This is a genomic window from Caballeronia grimmiae, assembly GCF_022879615.1.
In the GTDB taxonomy this organism is placed as follows: Bacteria; Pseudomonadota; Gammaproteobacteria; order Burkholderiales; family Burkholderiaceae; genus Caballeronia; species Caballeronia grimmiae.
The window spans coordinates 1,976,595-1,995,972 of the sequence record NZ_CP084271.1 but is presented as its reverse complement, the minus strand read 5'-3'; the positions used below and the strand labels follow the sequence as shown (position 1 = coordinate 1,995,972).

22 protein-coding genes are annotated in these 19,378 nt (G+C 63.5%); 9 read left to right on the top strand and 13 right to left on the bottom strand.

The window, feature by feature from the left end; genetic code table 11:
- The 6 genes from LDZ21_RS09585 (at position 1) to LDZ21_RS09560 (ending at position 5,307) form a co-directional block, all read left to right on the top strand.
- Positions 1-642: a chorismate--pyruvate lyase family protein gene (locus LDZ21_RS09585; protein ID WP_244793044.1), complete on the top strand. Its 642-nt coding sequence runs from the start codon at positions 1-3 to the stop codon at positions 640-642.
- On the top strand, positions 639-1,145 hold the full coding sequence (locus tag LDZ21_RS09580; RefSeq protein WP_244793042.1) for a DNA-deoxyinosine glycosylase: 507 nt from the start codon (positions 639-641) through the stop codon (positions 1,143-1,145). Before LDZ21_RS09585 ends, LDZ21_RS09580 begins: the two co-directional genes overlap by 4 nt.
- Positions 1,114-2,013: a class I SAM-dependent methyltransferase gene (locus LDZ21_RS09575; protein WP_244793040.1), complete on the top strand. Its 900-nt coding sequence runs from the start codon at positions 1,114-1,116 to the stop codon at positions 2,011-2,013. Before LDZ21_RS09580 ends, LDZ21_RS09575 begins: the two co-directional genes overlap by 32 nt.
- A 276-nt stretch (positions 2,014-2,289) precedes the next feature.
- Positions 2,290-2,538, top strand: a complete 249-nt coding sequence (locus tag LDZ21_RS09570; protein WP_035960754.1) for a DUF3311 domain-containing protein — start codon at positions 2,290-2,292, stop codon at positions 2,536-2,538.
- Positions 2,538-4,088, top strand: a complete 1,551-nt coding sequence (mctP, locus tag LDZ21_RS09565) for a monocarboxylate uptake permease MctP (protein ID WP_244794807.1) — start codon at positions 2,538-2,540, stop codon at positions 4,086-4,088. The genes LDZ21_RS09570 and mctP overlap by 1 nt, the downstream gene beginning before the upstream one ends.
- A 124-nt stretch (positions 4,089-4,212) precedes the next feature.
- Positions 4,213-5,307, top strand: coding sequence for an FUSC family protein (locus LDZ21_RS09560; protein WP_244793038.1), 1,095 nt, complete (start codon positions 4,213-4,215; stop codon positions 5,305-5,307).
- 24 nt (positions 5,308-5,331) lie between these two features.
- On the opposite strand, the gene LDZ21_RS09555 is transcribed toward LDZ21_RS09560, so the two are convergent.
- The 8 genes from LDZ21_RS09555 to LDZ21_RS09520 form a co-directional block, all read right to left on the bottom strand.
- Positions 5,332-5,793 carry a VOC family protein gene (locus LDZ21_RS09555; RefSeq protein WP_244793036.1) on the bottom strand — a complete coding sequence of 154 codons (462 nt, stop codon included), beginning with the start codon at positions 5,791-5,793 and terminating at the stop codon, positions 5,332-5,334.
- A gap of 165 nt (positions 5,794-5,958) precedes the next feature.
- Positions 5,959-6,912 (bottom strand): transaldolase, encoded by a 954-nt coding sequence (gene tal / locus LDZ21_RS09550; RefSeq protein WP_035960759.1) that lies wholly within the window; start codon positions 6,910-6,912, stop codon positions 5,959-5,961.
- Between the two features lie 214 nt (positions 6,913-7,126).
- Positions 7,127-7,372: an energy transducer TonB gene (locus tag LDZ21_RS09545; RefSeq protein WP_244793034.1), complete on the bottom strand. Its 246-nt coding sequence runs from the start codon at positions 7,370-7,372 to the stop codon at positions 7,127-7,129.
- Between the two features lie 72 nt (positions 7,373-7,444).
- Positions 7,445-8,653 carry a benzoate/H(+) symporter BenE family transporter gene (locus tag LDZ21_RS09540; protein ID WP_244793032.1) on the bottom strand — a complete coding sequence of 403 codons (1,209 nt, stop codon included), beginning with the start codon at positions 8,651-8,653 and terminating at the stop codon, positions 7,445-7,447.
- A 19-nt stretch (positions 8,654-8,672) separates the two neighbouring features.
- Positions 8,673-9,848, bottom strand: a complete 1,176-nt coding sequence (locus tag LDZ21_RS09535; protein ID WP_244793030.1) for a vWA domain-containing protein — start codon at positions 9,846-9,848, stop codon at positions 8,673-8,675.
- Positions 9,849-9,873: 25 nt separating this feature from the next.
- Entirely contained in the window at positions 9,874-10,464 is a 591-nt protein-coding gene (locus LDZ21_RS09530; protein WP_244793028.1) for a GNAT family N-acetyltransferase, read from the bottom strand.
- 33 nt (positions 10,465-10,497) lie between these two features.
- Positions 10,498-11,340 carry an AAA family ATPase gene (locus LDZ21_RS09525; RefSeq protein ID WP_035960764.1) on the bottom strand — a complete coding sequence of 281 codons (843 nt, stop codon included), beginning with the start codon at positions 11,338-11,340 and terminating at the stop codon, positions 10,498-10,500.
- Between the two features lie 37 nt (positions 11,341-11,377).
- Complete coding sequence (locus LDZ21_RS09520) at positions 11,378-11,644, bottom strand: hypothetical protein (RefSeq protein ID WP_244793026.1); 267 nt, start codon at positions 11,642-11,644, stop codon at positions 11,378-11,380.
- A 117-nt stretch (positions 11,645-11,761) separates the two neighbouring features.
- Between LDZ21_RS09520 and LDZ21_RS09515 the strand changes: the two genes are divergently transcribed.
- Both LDZ21_RS09515 and LDZ21_RS09510 read left to right on the top strand, forming a co-directional pair.
- Positions 11,762-12,127: a c-type cytochrome gene (locus LDZ21_RS09515; RefSeq protein ID WP_035960766.1), complete on the top strand. Its 366-nt coding sequence runs from the start codon at positions 11,762-11,764 to the stop codon at positions 12,125-12,127.
- Between the two features lie 112 nt (positions 12,128-12,239).
- Entirely contained in the window at positions 12,240-12,620 is a 381-nt protein-coding gene (locus LDZ21_RS09510; protein ID WP_035960768.1) for a c-type cytochrome, read from the top strand.
- A gap of 69 nt (positions 12,621-12,689) precedes the next feature.
- Here LDZ21_RS09510 and LDZ21_RS09505 read toward each other — a convergent pair whose 3' ends face one another.
- From LDZ21_RS09505 to rsxB, 3 genes are read right to left on the bottom strand one after another with little or no spacing between them, the layout of a single operon-like run.
- Positions 12,690-13,121 (bottom strand): DUF1841 family protein, encoded by a 432-nt coding sequence (locus LDZ21_RS09505; RefSeq protein ID WP_035960771.1) that lies wholly within the window; start codon positions 13,119-13,121, stop codon positions 12,690-12,692.
- Between the two features lie 52 nt (positions 13,122-13,173).
- Positions 13,174-13,818 (bottom strand): endonuclease III, encoded by a 645-nt coding sequence (gene nth / locus LDZ21_RS09500; RefSeq protein ID WP_244793024.1) that lies wholly within the window; start codon positions 13,816-13,818, stop codon positions 13,174-13,176.
- Positions 13,815-14,645, bottom strand: coding sequence for an electron transport complex subunit RsxB (gene rsxB / locus LDZ21_RS09495; RefSeq protein WP_244793022.1), 831 nt, complete (start codon positions 14,643-14,645; stop codon positions 13,815-13,817). Before rsxB ends, nth begins: the two co-directional genes overlap by 4 nt.
- 328 nt (positions 14,646-14,973) lie before the next feature.
- Here rsxB and LDZ21_RS09490 point away from each other — a divergent pair, with 328 nt between their 5' ends.
- Positions 14,974-15,606: a TetR/AcrR family transcriptional regulator gene (locus LDZ21_RS09490; RefSeq protein ID WP_035960777.1), complete on the top strand. Its 633-nt coding sequence runs from the start codon at positions 14,974-14,976 to the stop codon at positions 15,604-15,606.
- A gap of 93 nt (positions 15,607-15,699) precedes the next feature.
- Here LDZ21_RS09490 and LDZ21_RS09485 read toward each other — a convergent pair whose 3' ends face one another.
- Together LDZ21_RS09485 and LDZ21_RS09480 are read right to left on the bottom strand one after the other, a co-directional pair.
- Complete coding sequence (locus LDZ21_RS09485) at positions 15,700-16,971, bottom strand: polyhydroxyalkanoate depolymerase (RefSeq protein WP_035960778.1); 1,272 nt, start codon at positions 16,969-16,971, stop codon at positions 15,700-15,702.
- Between the two features lie 306 nt (positions 16,972-17,277).
- Entirely contained in the window at positions 17,278-19,143 is a 1,866-nt protein-coding gene (locus LDZ21_RS09480; protein WP_244793020.1) for a glycoside hydrolase family 15 protein, read from the bottom strand.
- Between the last annotated feature and the right edge of the window lie 235 nt (positions 19,144-19,378).

Sequence of the window (19,378 nt, the reverse complement as noted above, 5' to 3'; positions counted from 1 at the left end):
ATGTCGATCCCCAACGATCCCGTCGACCACCACTGGCGAGCCACACCGCTCCCGTCCTTCAGCGCCCATCAGAAGGACTGGCTAACGCGCACCGGCTCTCTCACCGCCCACTTGCACGCGCTCGGCGCGGTCACCGTCGACGTCAAGCGCGAAGCCGTCGATACACCCGGGCAGGACGAATGGCGCGCACTCGGCGTCACGCCTCGCACGCCGGTCTGGACACGCGAAGTGGTGCTAAAAGTCGATGACGTCCCGTTCGTCGTCGCGCATAGCATCGTCGCGCTGTCGGACAGCCACGGCGTGTGGCAGTCGATACGCCGTCTTCGCACACGACCGCTCGCTGAATTGCTCTATAGCGACAGCAGCGTGTCACGCTCGATCCTCGTGAGCCGCGTGCTGACCGCCCGGCATCCGCTCCACCGGCTGGCGATCGGCCAAGCTGATGCGAGCCACGCACTCGCCGCGCGCCGATCCATTTTCGTGCGTCACGGCACCCCGCTGATGGTCACCGAATGCATGCTCGATGCGCTCTGGCGCAAGCTCGCCGCATCGCATGGCGAGCGGCATCATCGCGAACATGCGCGTGCTTTGGAACATCTCGCGTCGCATGCAAAGCGCGCCGTGCGTGAGGAAGCAAAATGAAGCTCACGGGCTTTCCGCCGATCGGCGGCCACGCGACGCATACGCTCATCCTCGGCAGTTTCCCCGGCGTCGCATCGCTCGCGGCGACGCAGTATTACGCGCATCCGCGCAATCAGTTCTGGCGGCTCGTCGGCGCGGCCATCGACGAACCGCTGCACGAACTCGCCTATGAAGATCGGCTCGCGCGCCTGACCGGACACGGCATCGGCCTGTGGGACGTGCTCGCCGCGTGCGATCGCGAAGGCAGTCTCGACAGCGCCATCCGCAATGCATCCCCGAACGACTTTGCCGCGTTCCACGAGCGCTTCCCGATGCTGCGCAAGGTGTGCTTCAACGGCAAGACATCGGGCAAGTTCGCGCCCGTGATTGCCGCGGCGGGCTACGCGACGCTCGTGTTGCCGTCGTCGAGTCCGGCCAATGCTATCCTCTCGTTCGACCAAAAATTGCGCATCTGGCGCGACATCCTCACCCATGACGAATCTGATCAAGCGCGCGTCGGCTGAAGCCCGCGCGTTCGGCCGCAAGAAAGAAAGCGGCAAGCAAGCCCGCCGTAACAAGCAAGACGACGATGACCTCGCCAACGCACCGCGCATCGACGCGCCGCGCAAGCCGCGCTTTGCGCCGGTCACGTTCTCGGAAGAGGGCGGCGTGCGCTTCCTGCACTTCGGCACCGAATGGGTTCAGGGCGCCATGCGTCTGAGAAAGCCCGATCACATCGAACTCGAATACGCCCAGCAGATGATGGCGTGGCTGCTGTTCATCGAAACGCCCGAACGCATCGTGCAACTGGGTCTCGGCGCGGCGGCGCTCACGAAGTTCTGTTATCGCTTTTTGAAACGCGCGAAGGTAGAAGCGGTCGAATTGAATCCGGCCGTCGTCATCGCGGCGCGCGCGATGTTCGAACTGCCGTACGACGACGCGCGCCTCACCGTCACCGAGCGCGATGCGTGGGAGTTCGTCAACGACCGCGCGAATCACGGCACGATCGGCGCCTTGCAGATCGACATCTACGACGCCACCGCACGCGGTCCCGTGCTCGACAGCGTGTCGTTCTATCGCGCGTGCAAGGCTTGTCTCACGCCTGAAGCGGGCGTCGTGACCATCAACCTGTTCGGCGATCATCCGAGCTTCGTGCGCAACATGCGTCACCTGAACGAGGCGTTCGATCGTCGCGTGATCGCGTTGCCCGAAGTGCACGACGGCAATCGTGTCGCGCTCGCGTTCGCCGGCCCCGCGCTCGACGTGCCGTTCTCCGCATTGCAGGAACGCGCGAAGCTGCTGGAAGCGCAACTCGGCCTGCCCGCGCGCAAGTGGGTGAAGGGCCTCATCGAAAGCGCCGGCGTCCCGGCGAAGGGTTCGTTCACCATCTGAGCGCGTCGGCGAACACGCACACGAGCAGGGCGCGAATCCCGTTACAAAGGCCTTTCACATAAGGAGAATGGTCGGGATTCCCCCTGCTTGACCGTGTTTTGGCGGTCCCTATACTCCTCCTGTTATTTCCGAGCGCTTTCAGCGGCGTGTCTGCCCGCCCGCCGCCGGCCTTGTCGGCCACGGCTTCAGAAGCGCATGCTCAGAACGAATCAAACAACTTGCATGGGACCGGAGTAACGGGGCACGCCCGCTCTGGCCCGCCAGGGGAGAACGGTCATGGCTGCCGATCCAAGCCGCACAGGACAACCGCGCAACAAACATTGGCTCTGGCTTCTGATCCTTCCGTGGATCGGCGTCGTATGGGTGCCGTTCTACAACAAGGTCGAGCCGGTGCTCTGGGGCTTTCCGTTCTTCTACTGGTATCAGCTCCTGTGGGTGCTGATTAGCGCAGTCATCACGGCTGTCGTCTATAAGAAGACCAAGGCGCTGCCTTCGGGCCGTGCGCCCCAGGGAGGTGCGCGATGATGAACGCCACCGCAACCTTCGTCTTCGTCCTGTTTTTCGTCGGCGTGACGATACTCGGCTTCATCGCCGCCCACTGGCGCAAAGGCGACCTTGCCCAACTCGATGAATGGGGCCTCGGCGGCCGGCGCTTCGGTACCATCGTCACGTGGTTCCTGCTCGGCGGCGATCTCTACACCGCCTATACGTTCGTCGCGGTGCCGGCGCTCGTGTTCGGCGCGGGCGCGACGGGCTTCTTCGCGCTGCCGTACACCATCCTGATCTATCCGTTCGCGTTCGTCGTGTTTCCGAAGCTGTGGAGCATCGCGAAGCGTCACGGCTATGTGACCGCCGCCGACTTCGTCCACGCTCGATACAACAGCCGCATGCTCGCGCTGGCGATCGCGGTGACCGGCATCGTCGCGACGATGCCTTACATCGCGCTGCAGCTCGTCGGCATCGAAGTGGTCATCGGGGCGCTCGGCTTCAGCACGCAGGGCTTCGTTGGCGATCTGCCGCTGATCATCGCGTTTGCGATTCTCGCCGCGTACACGTACACGTCTGGGCTGCGCGCGCCCGCGATGATCGCGGTCGTCAAGGACGTGCTGATCTATATCACCATCATCGCCGCGATGATCGTGATCCCGGCGCAACTCGGCGGCTTCGGACACATCTTCGGTTCGGTGCCGCCCGCGAAGCTGCTCCTCAAGGCGCCGGACGCGGCGAGCCTCAACGGCTACAGCGCGTACGCGACGCTCGCGGTCGGTTCGGCGCTCGCGCTCTTCCTGTATCCGCATTCGGTGACGGCGATTCTCTCGTCGAATTCGGGCAATACGATCCGCCGCAACATGTCGCTGTTGCCCGCGTACTCGCTGGTGCTCGGCCTGCTCGCGCTGCTCGGCTACATGGCGCTGGCCTCGGGCGTGAAGGACATGCCGCAGTACGCCTCGTACTTCAAGGCGTACGGTGCGAACTTCGCGGTGCCGGCGCTGTTCCTGCACTACTTTCCGTCATGGTTCGTGGGCGTGGCGTTCGCGGCCATCGGCATCGGCGCGCTGGTTCCGGCGGCGATCATGTCGATCGCGGCGGCGAATCTCTACACGCGCAACGTGCATCGCGAGTTCGTCAATCGCTCGATGACGCCCGAGCAGGAAACCAACGTCGCCAAGCTGGTATCGCTGATCGTGAAGGTCGGCGCGGTCGTGTTCATTCTCGCGCTGCCGCTCACCTACGCGATCCAGCTGCAACTGCTCGGCGGCATCTGGATCATTCAGACGCTGCCCGCACTCGTGCTCGGCCTCTATACGCGCGTGCTGGATCATCGCGGACTGCTGATCGGCTGGGCGGTGGGCATCGCCTCGGGCACGTGGATGGCGGTATCGCTGCAACTAAAGGGCTCGATCTTCACCGTGCACCTCTTCGGCTATGCGGTGCCGGGTTATGCGGCCGTGTGGGCGCTGATCATCAACCTGATCGTGTCGATCGCGATCAGCGTGCTCGTGCGGGTGCTCGGCCTCAAGCGCTCGGACGACCGCACGCGGCCCGAAGATTATCTGGACGTCGTGGAAAACTGATCGCGCGCTCGGCGTGACGCGGCACCGCGTCTGCTACGCTAACGCCCGTAATGGCCATCGGCCGTTGCGGGCGTTTTGCCTTCAGGCAATCGTTCGGACACGCACTCATCGACGCGAGCGAATCATGGCTTCATCGACATCGGCGTCATTGCGCAAAGGGCGCGCGAAGCGGCTGTGGCACGTGCTCATGTCGCCATTCTTCCGTTACCGGCACGCGAAGCTGATTCACGCGGTGCGCGTCGCGCTCGGGATGGCGACGTCGTTTCTCGTCACCACGGGCATCGACGTGCCGCATGGCGTGTGGGCGTCCGTGTCGCTGATCGTCGTGATCGGCGGATTGCAGCACTACGGCAACATCCGCAAGAAGGCGGCGGAGCGGGCGATCGGCACGGCGCTCGGCGCCGCGATCGGCCTCGCGCTGATCCTCGTGCATATGCTGTTCGGCTCGCTCATGCTGTTCTTCCTGCTGATGTCGGCGATTGCCGGCGCATGCGCTTATTACGCCATCGGCAAGGCGGGCTACGTGGCGCTGCTGACGGCGATCACGATGGTCATCGTCGCCGGCCACGGCGATTCCCCGTTCGATGTCGGCCTGTGGCGCACGGCGAACGTGCTGATCGGCATTGCGATCGCGCTGGCGTTTTCCTTCGTGCTGCCGCAATACGCGACGTATTCATGGCGCTATCGCCTCGCCGACAATCTGCGCGAATGCGCACGTCTGTATGGCGCGCTGCTGGACGGCAAGCCTCTGATCGCCGAAGAAACCACGCGCCGCTTTCTCGTGATGAGCCAGCGGCTCGTGCAGTCACGCGCGCTGATGGATTCGGTCGCGAAGGAAACGGGCGTGCCGCTCGCACGGCTCGAGGAAATACAGCGGCTGCATCGCTCGATACTCGCGGCGCTCGAGATGCTCGTCACGTCGTTGCCGGAGGCGTCGCGCGATAGGAACGGCTTCGCGCTCGATTGCACGCCACGGGAACTGGAAGCGCGGCACACGCTCTTGCAGATGGCGCGGGCGCTACGCTTCGGGCGCGTCGGCCTGCTTTACGCGGGCGTGGATGCGATGGCGAAACGAGAAGGCGGGGAAGGGGAATCGACGCAGCAGGGCATGCATTGGCTCGCGATGCGTTTCGACGAGCAGGTCGATCGCTTGCGGCTGCGTCTGAGTGAAATTGAACGGCAGTGGAACATCGAAGGCGCGCGGCCGTTCAACGGCTGACGCGCCTCGCAAATTGTGCGGCGCTTACGGCTGCGCGGGTGCGGCCGGCGCTTGTTTGGCGTCTTCGGCAACCTCGACCGCGTTGACCACGTTGATGAGCCAGGGCACGCCGAAACGGTCCTTGAGCATGCCGAAGCCCGCCGTGAAGAACGTGGATTGCCACGGCGTAATGACCGTGCCGCCCTCGCTCAGGATGTTGAACGTGCGCTCGCCGGATTCGGCGTCGTCAGCGGCGATGGAAAAGGTGAAGCCGTGATATTCCTTCGGCGGTTGCCCGAACTGGCCGTCCGAGACCATGACCTCGCTGGAACCGAGGCTGAACATGGCGTGCATGACCTTGTCGTGCCATTCGGCCGGCACGTTGGCGGCGTCGGGCGTGTCCCGGAAACGGATCAGCGTATCGATCTGAGCGCCGAACGCGGCTTGATAGAGCGCGAGCGCCTCAGCGCAATTTCCGTTGAAGAAAACGTAGGTATCCAGCTGCATGACTGACTTCTCCGAGCTTGGCGGAGTCCCGCCAAAGCATCAAAGTCTATTGCAACCGGATGCGCTGCCAGCGCTGAAACAGTCAATTTATGTCGCGCGCCACTGAAAGACACAGTTTCCGTGGTTGTACGCGAAGGGCGGGCGCATGGCGCGCCCGCCGGGCCATTACTGCAGCGCGGTAATCAGCTTTTCCAGCTTGATCGCATCGGCGGCGAATGCGCGGATGCCTTCAGCGAGCTTCTCCGTCGCCATCGCGTCTTCGTTCAGGAGGAAGCGGAAGGTCGGCTCGTCGACGCCAATCTTCTCGATATTCTCGTTCGCCACCGCTTCCGGCGAGAGCTTGCGCTCCACCTTCTCGTCGCTGTCGGCGAGTTTCTTCAGCAGATCGGGGCTGATCGTCAGCAGGTCGCAGCCGGCCAGTTCGATAATCTGGCTGACGGTGCGGAAGCTCGCGCCCATCACCTCGGTCTTGTAGCCGAACTTCTTGTAGTACGCGTAGATGCGTCGCACCGACTGCACGCCCGGATCGTTCGCACCGCCGTTCTTCACTTCGTCCCATTCCGCGCCAGCGGACTTCTTGTACCAGTCGTAAATTCGGCCGACGAACGGCGAAATGAGCTGCGCGCCCGCATCCGCACAGGCAGCGGCCTGCGCGAGCGAGAAGAGCAGCGTCATGTTGCAGCGGATGCCTTCCTTTTGCAGCACTTCAGCCGCGCGGATGCCTTCCCACGTCGACGCCAGCTTGATCAGCACGCGCTCGCGCTTGATCCCGGCGTTCTCGTACAGCTTGATGATCTCGCGGCCCTTGTCGATCGAAGCCTTGGTATCGAACGAGAGGCGTGCGTCGACTTCGGTCGAGACGCGCCCCGGCACGATCTTCAGAATCTCGGTGCCGAACGCGACGAGCAGGTGATCGATGATCTGGCCCATCGGCTTGCCCGCGTGCTCCTTCACGGTCTTCTCGAGCAGCGGCTTGTAGTCGTCCTTCTGAACGGCCTTCAGGATCAGCGACGGATTGGTCGTCGCGTCCTGCGGCTTGAACTGGATGAATTGCTGGAAGTCGCCCGTATCGGCGACGACCGTGGTGTATTGCTTGAGCTGGTCGAGAGCGGATGTCATGTCGATTCGTCGGCGCCGTGCGCCTTGTCAGAGTGCGGTAGCCCGCGGGTTGTCCTCGATCGCGATGCCGCGCAGCGTGCTGCCACGCGCGGTTCGCCCTTGAAGCGATTCCATTATTCTAGTCCCGGGCAGGCAAACTGCGCTGGGTGCGGCTGATTCGACCGGGCGCGCGGCGTCGCGTTCCCCGTGCGCGGCGCGCCGGTCAGCCGCCAAGTCAGTCGACGGCGTACGCCAGCTCGTGCCAGCGGCGAACCGTGCCCGAGCCCAACTGCCCGCGCGCGAAGCGCATCTTGCGGACTTCTTCGAGCGCGTGGGCGTCCTTCGCGGCATCGCCGCAACTCATTTTCAGGACGACGTCCTGAACGTGCCCGGCGTCGTCGAGCAGGACGCGGACGATCGTTTTACGTTTTTGCGTGCCGGACGGCGCGGTGCGCGCCAGCAGTTTGTCGATCAAAGCCATGATGAAATGCCAAAAGCAGTTGCGTGAGCGCGGCCGAAGCAAGCCCGGCCGGCTTCCGCATTGTAGGCCGCGTCAGCGTCGCCAGGCGTTCAGCACGACATGCGTGACGACGCCCGCGACCAGGCCCCAGAACGCCGAACCGATCGACAGCAGCGTGAGTCCCGAGGCCGTCACCATGAACGTGACGAGCGCCGGTTCGCGCTGGCGGGCGTCGTGCATCGCGTTGGCGAGGCCGCTCATGATCGACCCGAACAGCGCGAGCGCCGCGACCGAGACGACGAGCGCCTTCGGAAACGCCGCGAAGAGCGCGGCGATCGTCGCGCCGAAGGTGCCCGCGAGCAGATAGAAGATGCCGCACCAGACCGCGGCCGTATAGCGCTTGTCGCGGTCGTCGTGTGCTTCGCGGCCCGTGCAGATGGCCGCCGTGATCGCCGCGAGATTCACGCCATGCGAGCCGAACGGCGCAAGCACGAGCGACGCGATGCCGGTCGTCGAAATGAGCGGCGCGGAAGGCGTCGTGTACCCGTCGGCGCGCAGCACGGCGATGCCCGGCACGTTCTGCGAGGCCATCGCGACGACGAAAAGCGGCACGCCGATGCTGATGGTCGCCGCGAGCGAGAACGCGGGCATCGTGAAAACGGGATGCGCAAGCGCGACATGAAAGTGCGAAAAGTCGAGCAAGCCGAGCGCACCCGCGACCGCCACGCCCGCGAGCAGCGTCGCCGGAATCGCGTAGCGCGGGGCGGCGCGTTTGCCGGCGAGATACGTGAAGAACATCGTCAGCACCAGCGCAGTCTGATGCTCGGCCGCGCGGAAAATCTCGATGCCGATCTCGAACAGGATGCCCGCCAGCAACGCCGCCGCGATGCCCCCCGGAATGCGCTTCATCAGCGTGTCGAACCAGCCGGTGAGGCCGACCGCCGTCAGCAGCGCCGCGCAGACGATGAACGCTCCGATCGCCTCCGCATACGGCACGTTCGGCAGCGACGACACGAGGAGCGCCGCGCCGGGCGTCGACCACGCGACGACGATCGGCGCGCGATACCGCAGCGACAGTCCGATCGTGCAGAGCGCCATGCCCATCGACAGCGCCCAGATCCACGAAGAGATCTGCGCGCCGGTCAGATGCGCGGCCTCGCCTGCCTGGAACATCAGCACGAGCGAACTGGTGTAGCCGGTCATCATCGCGACGAAGCCGGCGACGATGGCGGACACGGATGTATCGGAGAAAGGGCGAAGCGGGGCGCGCACGGCGTGCGCGCCGGAAGGCATGGCTTTCATGCGGACTCGTGGTGGTGGATTACTTGGACAGCGCGCGCATCGCGCTTTCGAGGCCGGCCATCGTGAGGGCGTACATGCGGTTGCCGAGCACGTGACGGATCGCCGATATGGACTGACGATATTCCCACAGACGCTCCGGCTCGGGATTGAGCCACGCGTGATGCGGGAACTGATCCGCAAACCGGCGCAGCCACACGGCGCCCGCTTCGGCGTTGTTGTATTCGACGGAGCCGCCCGGCTGCAGGACTTCGTAGGGGCTCATGGTCGCATCGCCGACGAAGATCAGTTTGTAGTCCGGCGTGAACTTGTGCAGCACGTCGAACGTCGGCGTGCGCTCGGTGTGGCGGCGGCGGTTGTTCTTCCACAGATAGTCGTAGACGCAGTTGTGGAAGTAATAGAGCTCGAGGTGCTTGAATTCGGCTTTCGCGGCGGAGAACAGCTCTTCGACGCGCTTGATGTGGTCGTCCATCGAGCCGCCGACGTCCAGCAGCATCAGCACTTTCACGTTGTTGTGACGCTCGGGCACCATCTTGAGATCGAGCCAGCCGGCGTTTGCGGCCGTGCTACGGATGGTGTCGGGCAGGTCCAGTTCTTCGGCCGCGCCTTCGCGCGCAAAGCGGCGCAAGCGGCGCAGCGCGACCTTGATATTGCGTGTGCCGATTTCGACCTGATCGTCATAATCGCGATACGCCCGCTCGTCCCACACTTTCACGGCCGTGCGATTCCCCGCCGATTCCCCGCCGATGCGGATGCCTTCCGGGTTGTAGCCGCCATGCCCGAACGGCGACGTGCCGCCGGTGCCGATCCACTTGTTGCCGCCTTCGTGACGCTCTTTCTGCTCGTCCATCAGTTCCTTGAGGCGCTCCATCAGCTTGTCGATACCGCCGAGCGCCTCGATGCGCTTCTTTTCTTCCGCCGTGAATTCGCGCTCGAGCCGCTTCTTCAGCCAGTCGAGCGGAATGTCGAAGGCTTCGTCGGGCAACTGCGTCACGCCATGAAAGTACGCGCCGAACGCGCGATCGAACTTGTCGAAGTACTTCTCGTCCTTCACGAGCGTCATGCGCGCGAGGAAGTAGAACTCGTCGAGCGAAGGGGAGATGACATGCGCTTTCAACGCTTCGAGCAGCGTCAGGTATTCCTTCACCGACACCGGCAGCTTCGCGTCGCGCAGCGAGTAGAAGAAGTCGATCAGCATGGCGCGCTCCCCTTGGTGACGTGAATCAGCGGTCCAGCCGATGCTTCAGATGCGCGCGCACCGCCGGCCATTCCGATTCGATGATCGAGAACACGACCGTATCGCGATACGCGCCGTCCTTGCCGATCTGGTGATTGCGCAGAATGCCGTCCTGTTTCGCGCCGAGCCGCGCGATAGCCGCGCGCGACTGGTGGTTCATGAAATGCGTGCGCAACTCGACGGCGATCGCCTTCAGTCGCTCGAACGCATGGCCGAGCAGCAGCAGTTTCGCTTCGGTGTTGAGCGCGGTGCGCTGCACGCGCTTCGCGTACCACGTATGCCCGATTTCCAGCCGCCGATGCGCCGCTTCGACATTGAAGTACCGCGTCGAGCCGACGACGTCGCCGCTCTTCGGATCGATGACCGCGAACGGATGCGCGCCGAGCCGCTCGCGCATGTCGATGGCCGCGTCGATGTAGGCGCGCGCCGTATCGGGCGAGGGCACGCTCGTGTACCAGAGCTTCCACAATTCGCCATCGGCGGCTGCGCTTGCCAGCGCCGCTTCGTGCTCGGCGGTCAGCGGCACCAGCTTGACGTGCTCGCCTTCGAGCGTGACGGGTTCGATCCAGCGGCTCATGCTTCGCGGTTCCTTTTGGTGGTCGATGAACGATCAGCGGTTATTGCGGTTCATGAAGAGCAGGCGTTCGAACAGCGCGACGTCCTGCTCGTTCTTCAGCAGTGCGCCGTGCAGCGGCGGGACGATCTGCTTCTCGTCAGGGGAGCGCAGCGCTTCGGGCGGAATGTCTTCGGCGAGCAGCAGCTTGAGCCAGTCGAGCAACTCGGACGTCGACGGCTTCTTCTTCAGGCCCGACACGTTGCGCAGTTCGAAGAAACTCTGCATCGCGGCGGCCAGCAGGTCCTGCTTGATGCCGGGGAAGTGCACGTCGACGATGGTCTTCATCGTCGCGGCGTCGGGGAACTTGATGTAGTGGAAGAAGCAGCGGCGCAGGAACGCGTCGGGCAGCTCCTTCTCGTTGTTCGACGTGATGATGACGAGCGGCCGATGCTTCGCCTTGACGAGCTCGCGCGTCTCGTAGACGTAGAACTCCATGCGGTCGAGCTCGCGCAGCAGATCGTTCGGGAATTCGATATCAGCCTTGTCGATTTCATCGATCAGCAGGACCGACTGCTCCTCCGACTCGAACGCCTGCCACAGCACACCCTTGACGATGTAATTGCGGATGTCTTTCACGCGCTCGTCGCCGAGTTGCGAATCGCGCAGGCGGGAGACGGCGTCGTATTCGTACAGGCCCTGCTGCGCCTTGGTCGTCGATTTGATGTGCCACTGCAGAAGCGGCATGCCGAGCGCGCCGGCCACTTCCTCCGCGAGCATGGTCTTGCCGGTGCCGGGTTCGCCCTTGATGAGCAGGGGCCGCTGAAGCGTCATCGCGGCGTTCACCGCGAGCTTGAGGTCGTCGGTTGCGACGTACTGCGATGAGCCTTCGAAGCGCATGACGAAGATCCGGTGAGGAAAAAAATCCCAGTATAAGTCAGAAGCCCTTTTCCGATGGACGGCTCACGGCTATCGTTGCAGCCTCGTTCGGAACGATGCACACGGCTTGCTGGCGCTTGGTCAGGTAGGCGAAGAACAGATCGGGAAGAGGCGAATTGTCGCAGGCGCGGCGTTGGTCTTTCAGCCGTTTCCCATTGCCATCGCGGCTTTGAGGCTGTCTCCGATAATGGACGGTGCCGAGGTCGCGCGGTACAATTAGCCCGATTTTTTTGGCCTGCGCGGCCAGCCCGCGGCCATCGGACACGGTCGGACCTCGTCGGACACACGATCGGCCGCTCAAGAAACAGCGTGGAAGGCAGTGCGCTCGGCGCGGGCCGCGCCTTCGGAGCGCCGGATTTCCCCTCATGCTAGGTTAGAAGCTATGAACAATTTCGTCGGCAAATGTGCCGTGATTGCAGCGCTGTCGGGTCTTGCCGGCTTCGCGACCCAGGCGTCGGCGGACGTCGTGGGCAACGCAAAGGCCGCGCAGGGCAAGGTGGCGATGTGCATCGGCTGCCACGGCATTCCCGGCTATCGCACGGCATACCCCGAGACCTACGAAGTGCCGATGCTCGGCGGCCAGAACGCGCAGTACATCGCCAACGCGCTGCACGCGTACAAAAAGGGCGATCGCCATTTCGACACGATGCGCGCCATCGCGGTGACGCTGTCGGATCAGGATATCGCCGATATCGCCGCGTACTACGCCGCGCAAACGCCCGAATCGAAAAACAATCCCGACAAGTGATCCTCGTTACACGGATACGCGGCTCGAAGCGCATCCGGCAACGCGGGGCAGCGACTACATTGCATCGGGCAGGGTCATGCGTTCAAGCGGAACCCGGCCGACAGGAGAATTCATGAAGCCCTCTCAGGCACTTCAATCCAGCTTCAAGGCAGCATGCGCGGCGGCGGCGTTCATCGGCATGGCGGCGCTGAACACGGCGCATGCAGCCGACGCCGGCAACGGCAAGGCGCTCTCCGACAGCCACAACTGCGCGGCCTGTCACGGCCCGAATCTGAACAAGCCGGTGAGCGGCGAGTATCCGAAGCTCGCGGGTCAGCACGCGAGCTACATCTACTGGGCGCTGCGCCAGTATCAGATGGGCAACGGCAACCCGAACTTCGGCCGCAACAACGCGATCATGTCGGCGCAGGTGCAAAACCTGTCGCAGAGCGATCTGAAAGACCTCGCGGCTTATATCGAATCGCTCGATGGCAGCCTCGTGCTGAAGAAGTAAGCACGGTCCGGTTGCACGCAGAGACGAAACACCCCGCATCGAGCGGGGTGTTTTCATTTGGAACGATGCTTAGTCTTTCGAAGCACGGCGCTCGATGAGCGCGAGATACGCGTCGGTATCCGGCGGCGTGTTGCTGCGTTGCGCTTCCCAGATCACTTGTCCGAGACATTCCATGATCGCGTGCTGGGCATCGTGCGCCGAGCCGAGGCGCGCGGCCAGCCTGTCGTGCGCGCGGCGGATGCCGGGCGGCTGATCGATCGACAACTGCTCGCTGATGGCGAGATGCATCGACAGATGCAGGAAGGGATTCGTGCGGCCGGCGTCGGGTGAGTAGTCGGCCTGGCGGGCGTCGGGATCGGCGAGTTCGGTCTGATATTCGGGGTGCTCGCGAATCCAGTCGGCGGCCATGCTTTCGAGCGGCGTCAGAATCTCGCCGGCGCGCTCCTTACGCCACGTTTCGGTGAAGAACTGGCGGACTTCGTCGCGGCTAGGGTTGAACATAAGCGATTGATTCCATTGCGGCATTCAAGCCGGTATTGTAGCGGGCCGCCGCTTATTCGACCGGCGCGGGCGTCTTCGGACGATACTCGCAAAGCGGCTCGATCGCGCAATGCCAGCACTCGGGCACGCGTGCCTTGCAGATGTATCTGCCATGCAGGATCAGCCAGTGGTGTGCGTCCTGGAGGAACTCCGCCGGCACGTTCTTTTCGAGCGCCGTTTCAACTGCGCGCACGTCCTTGCCGGGCGCGAGCCCCGTGCGATTCGCGACGCGGAAGATATGCGTATCGACGGCGATGGTCGGTTGACCGAACGCAACGTTCAGCACGACATTTGCCGTCTTTCTTCCGACGCCGGGCAGCGCTTCGAGCGCCTCGCGATTGTCGGGCACTTCGCCGCCGTACTGGTCGACGAGCATGCGGCACGCGGCGATCACGTTCTTCGCCTTCGTGCGATAGAGCCCGATCGTGCGGATATATTCCGTTACGCCGGCTTCGCCGAGCGCGAGGATGGCTTCGGGCGTGTTCGCGACCGGGAACATCTTGCGCATCGCCTTGTTGACGGAGACATCGGTGGCTTGCGCCGACAGCATCACGGCGATCAGCAGTTCGAACGGAGTCGTGTATTCCAACTCGGTCTTCGGATGCGGATCGAGGCTTTGCAGCGTTTCGAAGATGGCGCGTCGCTTCTTGGCGTTCATCGGGGTTTGTTCGTGTCGCTCGATGCGTTGCCGGGGTCGCTCACGCCCAGGCGGCGACGGCGTTCTTCCGCTGCGTCGATCTGCGCCTGCACGGCCGCGCTCACGTGCTCGGTGTTCTTCGGGCCGGCGCCGAGCTTCGCCAATTCTTCTTTCTTCTTGCGGGCGCGCTCCATCGCGGCCTGGATGATCGCGCGTTTTTTGGCTTCGGCGTCGTCGTTCGATGCAGCGGCTTCCGTGGCTTGCGTGGCCTCAGGCGCCGTTTGCGCCGAGCGCGATGCCTGCCGCGCCGACGCCCGCGCTTCCGCTTCCACGCGTTCACGTTCGATGCGCGCGATGCGCCGGTCGTGCCGTGTGCGGGCCGCATCGGCCTGTTCCTGAGTCCACGCGTCCCAGCCGGTGGCGTCGCCGGTGACGGGAATCATCGCAATGCAATCGACCGGGCAGGGCGGCACGCACAGATCGCAACCCGTGCACAGTTCCGCGATGACCGTATGCATCTGCTTGGCCGCGCCCGCGATGGCATCGACGGGACACGCCTGCATGCACAGCGTGCAGCCGATGCAGATGTTCTCGTCAATGACGGCGAGCGGCCTCGGGCGCTCCACGCCATGCGTGGTGTCGAGCGGAATCACCGGCTTGCCGAGCAGCGCGGCAAGGCGTGCGACGCCTTCTTCACCGCCCGGCGGGCACTGGTTATAGCTCGCCTCGCCGGCGGCGATGGCATCGGCGTAAGGCCGGCAGGCCGGATAGCCGCACTTGGTGCATTGCGTCTGCGGCAGCAGGTCTTCGATGCGCTCTGCGAGCGTCTTGGAATGGATGGCGGTCACGTGGGGTTGCGCGATGGCGAATTAAGCAGAGGACTCGAGGCAAAAACACATGCGAGCGACGGCGCCTGTTTGGGAAGCATTTCCGGCGGCATCGGCGCGCAGGGTTTAATGCTTCAGACGTCATTATCGCCGAAGTCCGCAACCGTCTGCGCAGGTGGCCCTTCATCCCAATTGCCAATGCCGTTGTGATGTGCGCATAATCGAACCGCTTTATCGTTTGACCGCAGGACGGTGTTCCCCAATAACTTGGCGCGCCCGTTCACGTCATGTACCCAATGCGGGCCGCGTGACGCATATCCGGACAACGCGGCTCCCGACTCATGCCACCATGAATCAGCCGAAAATCAAAAGAGATCCTGAAGGAACCCGCCGCCGTATCCTGCTTGCCGCTGCGGAGGAGTTTGCAGCGGGCGGCCTGTTTGGCGCGCGTGTGGATCAAATCGCCCGGCGGGCGGAGACCAATGAGCGCATGCTGTATTACTACTTCGGTAGCAAGGAGCAGCTATTCACAGCCGTGCTGGAGCATGCGTTCAGCGCGCTGGTCGAGGCGGAGCGATCGCTCGATCTCGAAGGCGTCGCGCCCATCGAGGCAATGACGCGGCTCGCGCATTTTGTTTGGGATTACTATCGCGATCACCCCGAACTGCTGCGTCTGGTCAACAATGAAAACCTGCACGAAGCGAGATATATCAAGGCATCGAATCGGACGCGCGAGCTGATTTCGCCGGTCGTCGAAACGCTCACGAACATTCTCGAACGCGGGCAAAAAGCCGGACTGTTTCGCACCGATGTGGATCCACTCAAGTTCTATATCACGCTGTCGGGGCTCGGGTATTACATCGTGTCGAATCGTTTCACCCTGGAAGCAACCTTCGGCCTGGATTTCAGCGAGGCCACGCAGCGCGAACAGATGGTGAAAATGAATACGGAATTGCTGCTTGCCTATTTGACGCGTCGCTGAAACGCTGCGCCGGAGGGCAGAAAAAAAACGTCGCGCCTTACAAAAGGCGCGACGTTTTCATTTGAAAAAATGGAATCGGTACCTAAACCGAAATCACGCAGGAACCGCTTCGGTCTTCGGCGATTTGTCGTGTTCGAGAATGAACTCGCGCAATTGCGGATACACCATCGTGCGCCAGCGCCGGCCCGAGAAAATGCCGTAGTGGCCGGCCTTTTCCGCCGTGAAATGACGCTGATTCTTTTGCGGAATGCCCGTGCACAGGTCGTGCGCGGCGCGCGTCTGGCCGCTGCCGGAGATGTCGTCGAGTTCGCCTTCGATCGTGAAAAGCGCCGTGTTCGTGATGTCCTGCGGGCGCACCGGCTCGCCGTTGACTTCCCACGTGCCTTCGGCCAGACGGAATTCCTGGAACACGACGCGAATCGTCTCCAGGTAATACTCGGCGGCCATGTCGAGCACTGCGTTGTATTCGTCGTAGAACTGGCGATGCTGTTCGGCGTCGTCATCGTCGCCGCGCAGCAGGTTTTGATAGAAGTCCCAATGCGCGGTCAGATGGCGCTCGGGGTTCATCGCGACGAAGCCCGCATGCTGCAGGAAGCCGGGATACACCTTGCGCCCCACGCCCGGATAGTTTGCCGGCACCGTGTAGATGACGTTGTTCTCAAACCATTCGTAGGAGTGCTCGCTCGCGAGCGAGTTGACCGATGTCGGGCTGCGGCGCGCGTCGATCGGGCCGCCCATCATGGTCATCGTGCGGGGCGTGGCTTCACCGCGGCTCGCCATCAGCGAGATGGCGGCGAGCACCGGCACGGTCGGCTGACACACGGAAATGACGTGCAGGTCCTTCGCGCCGATGTGGCGGATGAACTCCTGAATATATTCGACGTAATCGTCCAGATGGAACCCGCCGTTCTCGATCGGCACCATGCGCGCGTCGAGCCAGTCGGTGATGTACACCTTGTGGTCCTGCAACAGCGTGCGCACGGTATCGCGCAGCAGCGTCGAGTGATGGCCGGACAGCGGCGCGCACACCAGCACGATCGGCTCGTCCTTCAGCTTGGTGACAGTGGCGCTGTCGTCGGCGAAGCGCTTGAAGCGCAACAGCCGGCAGAACGGCTTCTCGACGACCGTCTGCTCGACGATCGGAATGTTATGACCGTCCTTGACGATCTGATGGATGCCGAATTCGGGTTTCTCGTAGTCCTTGCCGAGCCGGTAGAGCAGTTCATAGCCGGCGGCGAAGCGCGTGGAGCCGGGAACGTAGGCGAGGGGGCTGGCCGGATTCACGAACGACTTCGACGCGGCCTGGGCCCATGCGGTGAGGGGAGACAGCATGGCCCGCTGAAATTCGTGGATTTGGTAAAGCATTTTCGCCCCAATGACTTCGGTACGTACCGGTCTGCCCGCCGAACCCGCTTGCTGCTTTCGGAATCGACGGCGATCAAAAAATCCTCGCGGCGCGGCGGCTTTCCCGCGCTGCCAGGTGCAAAGGTGCTGCCGCCATACGGCTAGACTGGCGGAAAAATCAACGAAAGCAAGATTTTCCGCCCATTAACCTGTCAGTACAACCATTCGGTAGAAACTACCAGCTTTCTCGCAACACGTTGTTGCATTGCATCAATTTTAACGGCGGTATGGCCTTCCGCCAATGAAAACAATCGCTTGCATCGATTCTTAGTCTTTTGCGGCGGCGGCATCGACGACGACGTCCGCTTCCGCATCCTCCGATGTCGACGGCCGGCCGGTGGCCTTCGCCATGCCTTCCTCGTGACGCATCAGGTTCATCCCGGTGTGCACCAGCGCAACATGCGTGAACGCCTGCGGAAAATTGCCGACCATGCGTTTCGCCACCGTGTCGTACTCCTCCGAGAGCAGGCCGACATCGTTGGCCAGGCCGACGAGGCGCTCGAACATCGCGTACGCTTCCTCGAGCCTTCCTTGCAGCGCCAGATTGTCGACAAGCCAGAAGCTACAAGCCAGAAACGTGCCTTCTCCAGGCGGAAGACCGTCCGCCACCTCGGTGGTGTGGTAGCGCTTGACGAGTCCATCGTGCGTCAGATCGGTCTCGATCGCATGTACGGTGCCGGTCACCCGCGGATCATCGGGCGGCAAAAAGCCCAGAAGAGGGATGAGCAGCAGGCTGGCGTCGAGCGCATCGCCGTGATAGGTCTGCACGAACGAGTTCATCTGCGCATTCCAGCTTTTCTCGCAGACGTCCGCGTGAATCCGGTCGCGCATTTCGCGCCAGTGGTCGATGGGCCCGTGCAGGTTGAACTTCTCCGCCGAGCGGATCGTGCGGTCGTAGGCGACCCACGCCATCACTTTCGAGAACGTGAAGTGCTGGCGCCCGCCGCGCACTTCCCAGATGCCTTCGTCGGGTTCCTGCCAGACGGTGTCGAGATGCCGAAGCAGCGCGCACTGGATGGACCACGCGGTATCGTCGCTTTGCAGGCCGCCGACGCGCGCAAGATGCAGCGCATTCATCACTTCGCCATAGACGTCGAGCTGCAGTTGCTCGACCGCGCCGTTGCCGATACGAACCGGCTGCGCGCCTTCGTAGCCCGGCAGCCACGGAACCTCCCATTCGGCCAGCCGACGCTCCCCCGCGATGCCATACATGATCTGCACCTGCGACGGCGAGCCGGCCATCGCGCGCCCGAGCCATGCGCGCCAGGCGCGGGCTTCGTCGTAATAGCCGCCGCGCATCAGCGCGAGCAGGGTGATGGTGGCGTCGCGCAGCCAGCAATAGCGATAGTCCCAGTTGCGCGTGCCGCCGAGTTGCTCCGGCAGCGATGTCGTCGGCGCGGCGACGATGCCGCCCGTCGGCTCATAGGCAAGCGCCTTCAGCGTGATGAGCGAGCGGCGGATCGCGCCGGCCCAGCGGCCCTTCACTTCGCCTTGCGCGGCCCATTCGCGCCAGTGGTTTTCAGTGCGCGCGAGTTGCGTGTGCGGATCGTGCGCGGGCGGCAGACGCAAATGCGACTGCGAATAGCACAGCGAGAACGGCACGCGCTCGCCGGCGCTGACATCGAAGCAGGCAGTCGTGCGCATGTTTTCGCCGACGAGTTCGACGGGCGTGCGCAGCACCGCGAGGTCCGGGCCGGCGATCGCGCGGATGCCGCTGTCGTTCGACAGCCGGCACACCCACGGCACAACCGATCCATAGTCGAAGCGCAGAACCAGTTCCATCTTCATTTGTACGGTGCCGCGCTTGCCGACGACAATCCGCACCAGTTCCGAATGACCGTTGCGCGCCGGCATGAAATCGACGACCGTGACGGCGCCCTGCGGCGTTTCAAAGTCCGTTTCGAGGATGAGCGTGTCGTCACGATAGCGCCGGCGCGTAACGGGAGATTCTCCATCGGGCATCGATGGCGCGAGCAGCCATCGACCGTGCTCGGGCGTGCCGAGCAGAGCGGCGAAGCATGCGCCGGAGTCGAAGCGCGGCCAGCAGAGCCAGTCGACCGAGCCGTCGCGGGCGATGAGAGCAGCGGTGTGGCCGTCGCCGACCATGGCGTAGTCTTCGATTAGTGCGGGCATAAGCTGACGTCTTCTGGCGTGCGGCGCGCGATGCGCCGGATGGACGGGAACGCCGCGCGATTTCACTGGCGTGGCGAGAAGCGCGTGTGCATGTGCATGTGGCCGCATTCTGCCGCAATCGTTCGTGGCGAGCAGAAAACGTGACGTTCGCGCGCTGTGCGGCCCGACGCGACACCAAGTGCGACGCCGTGCCGCGTCTCGTTGGCGGATAAAGACTAGGCATGCGCCGATGCCG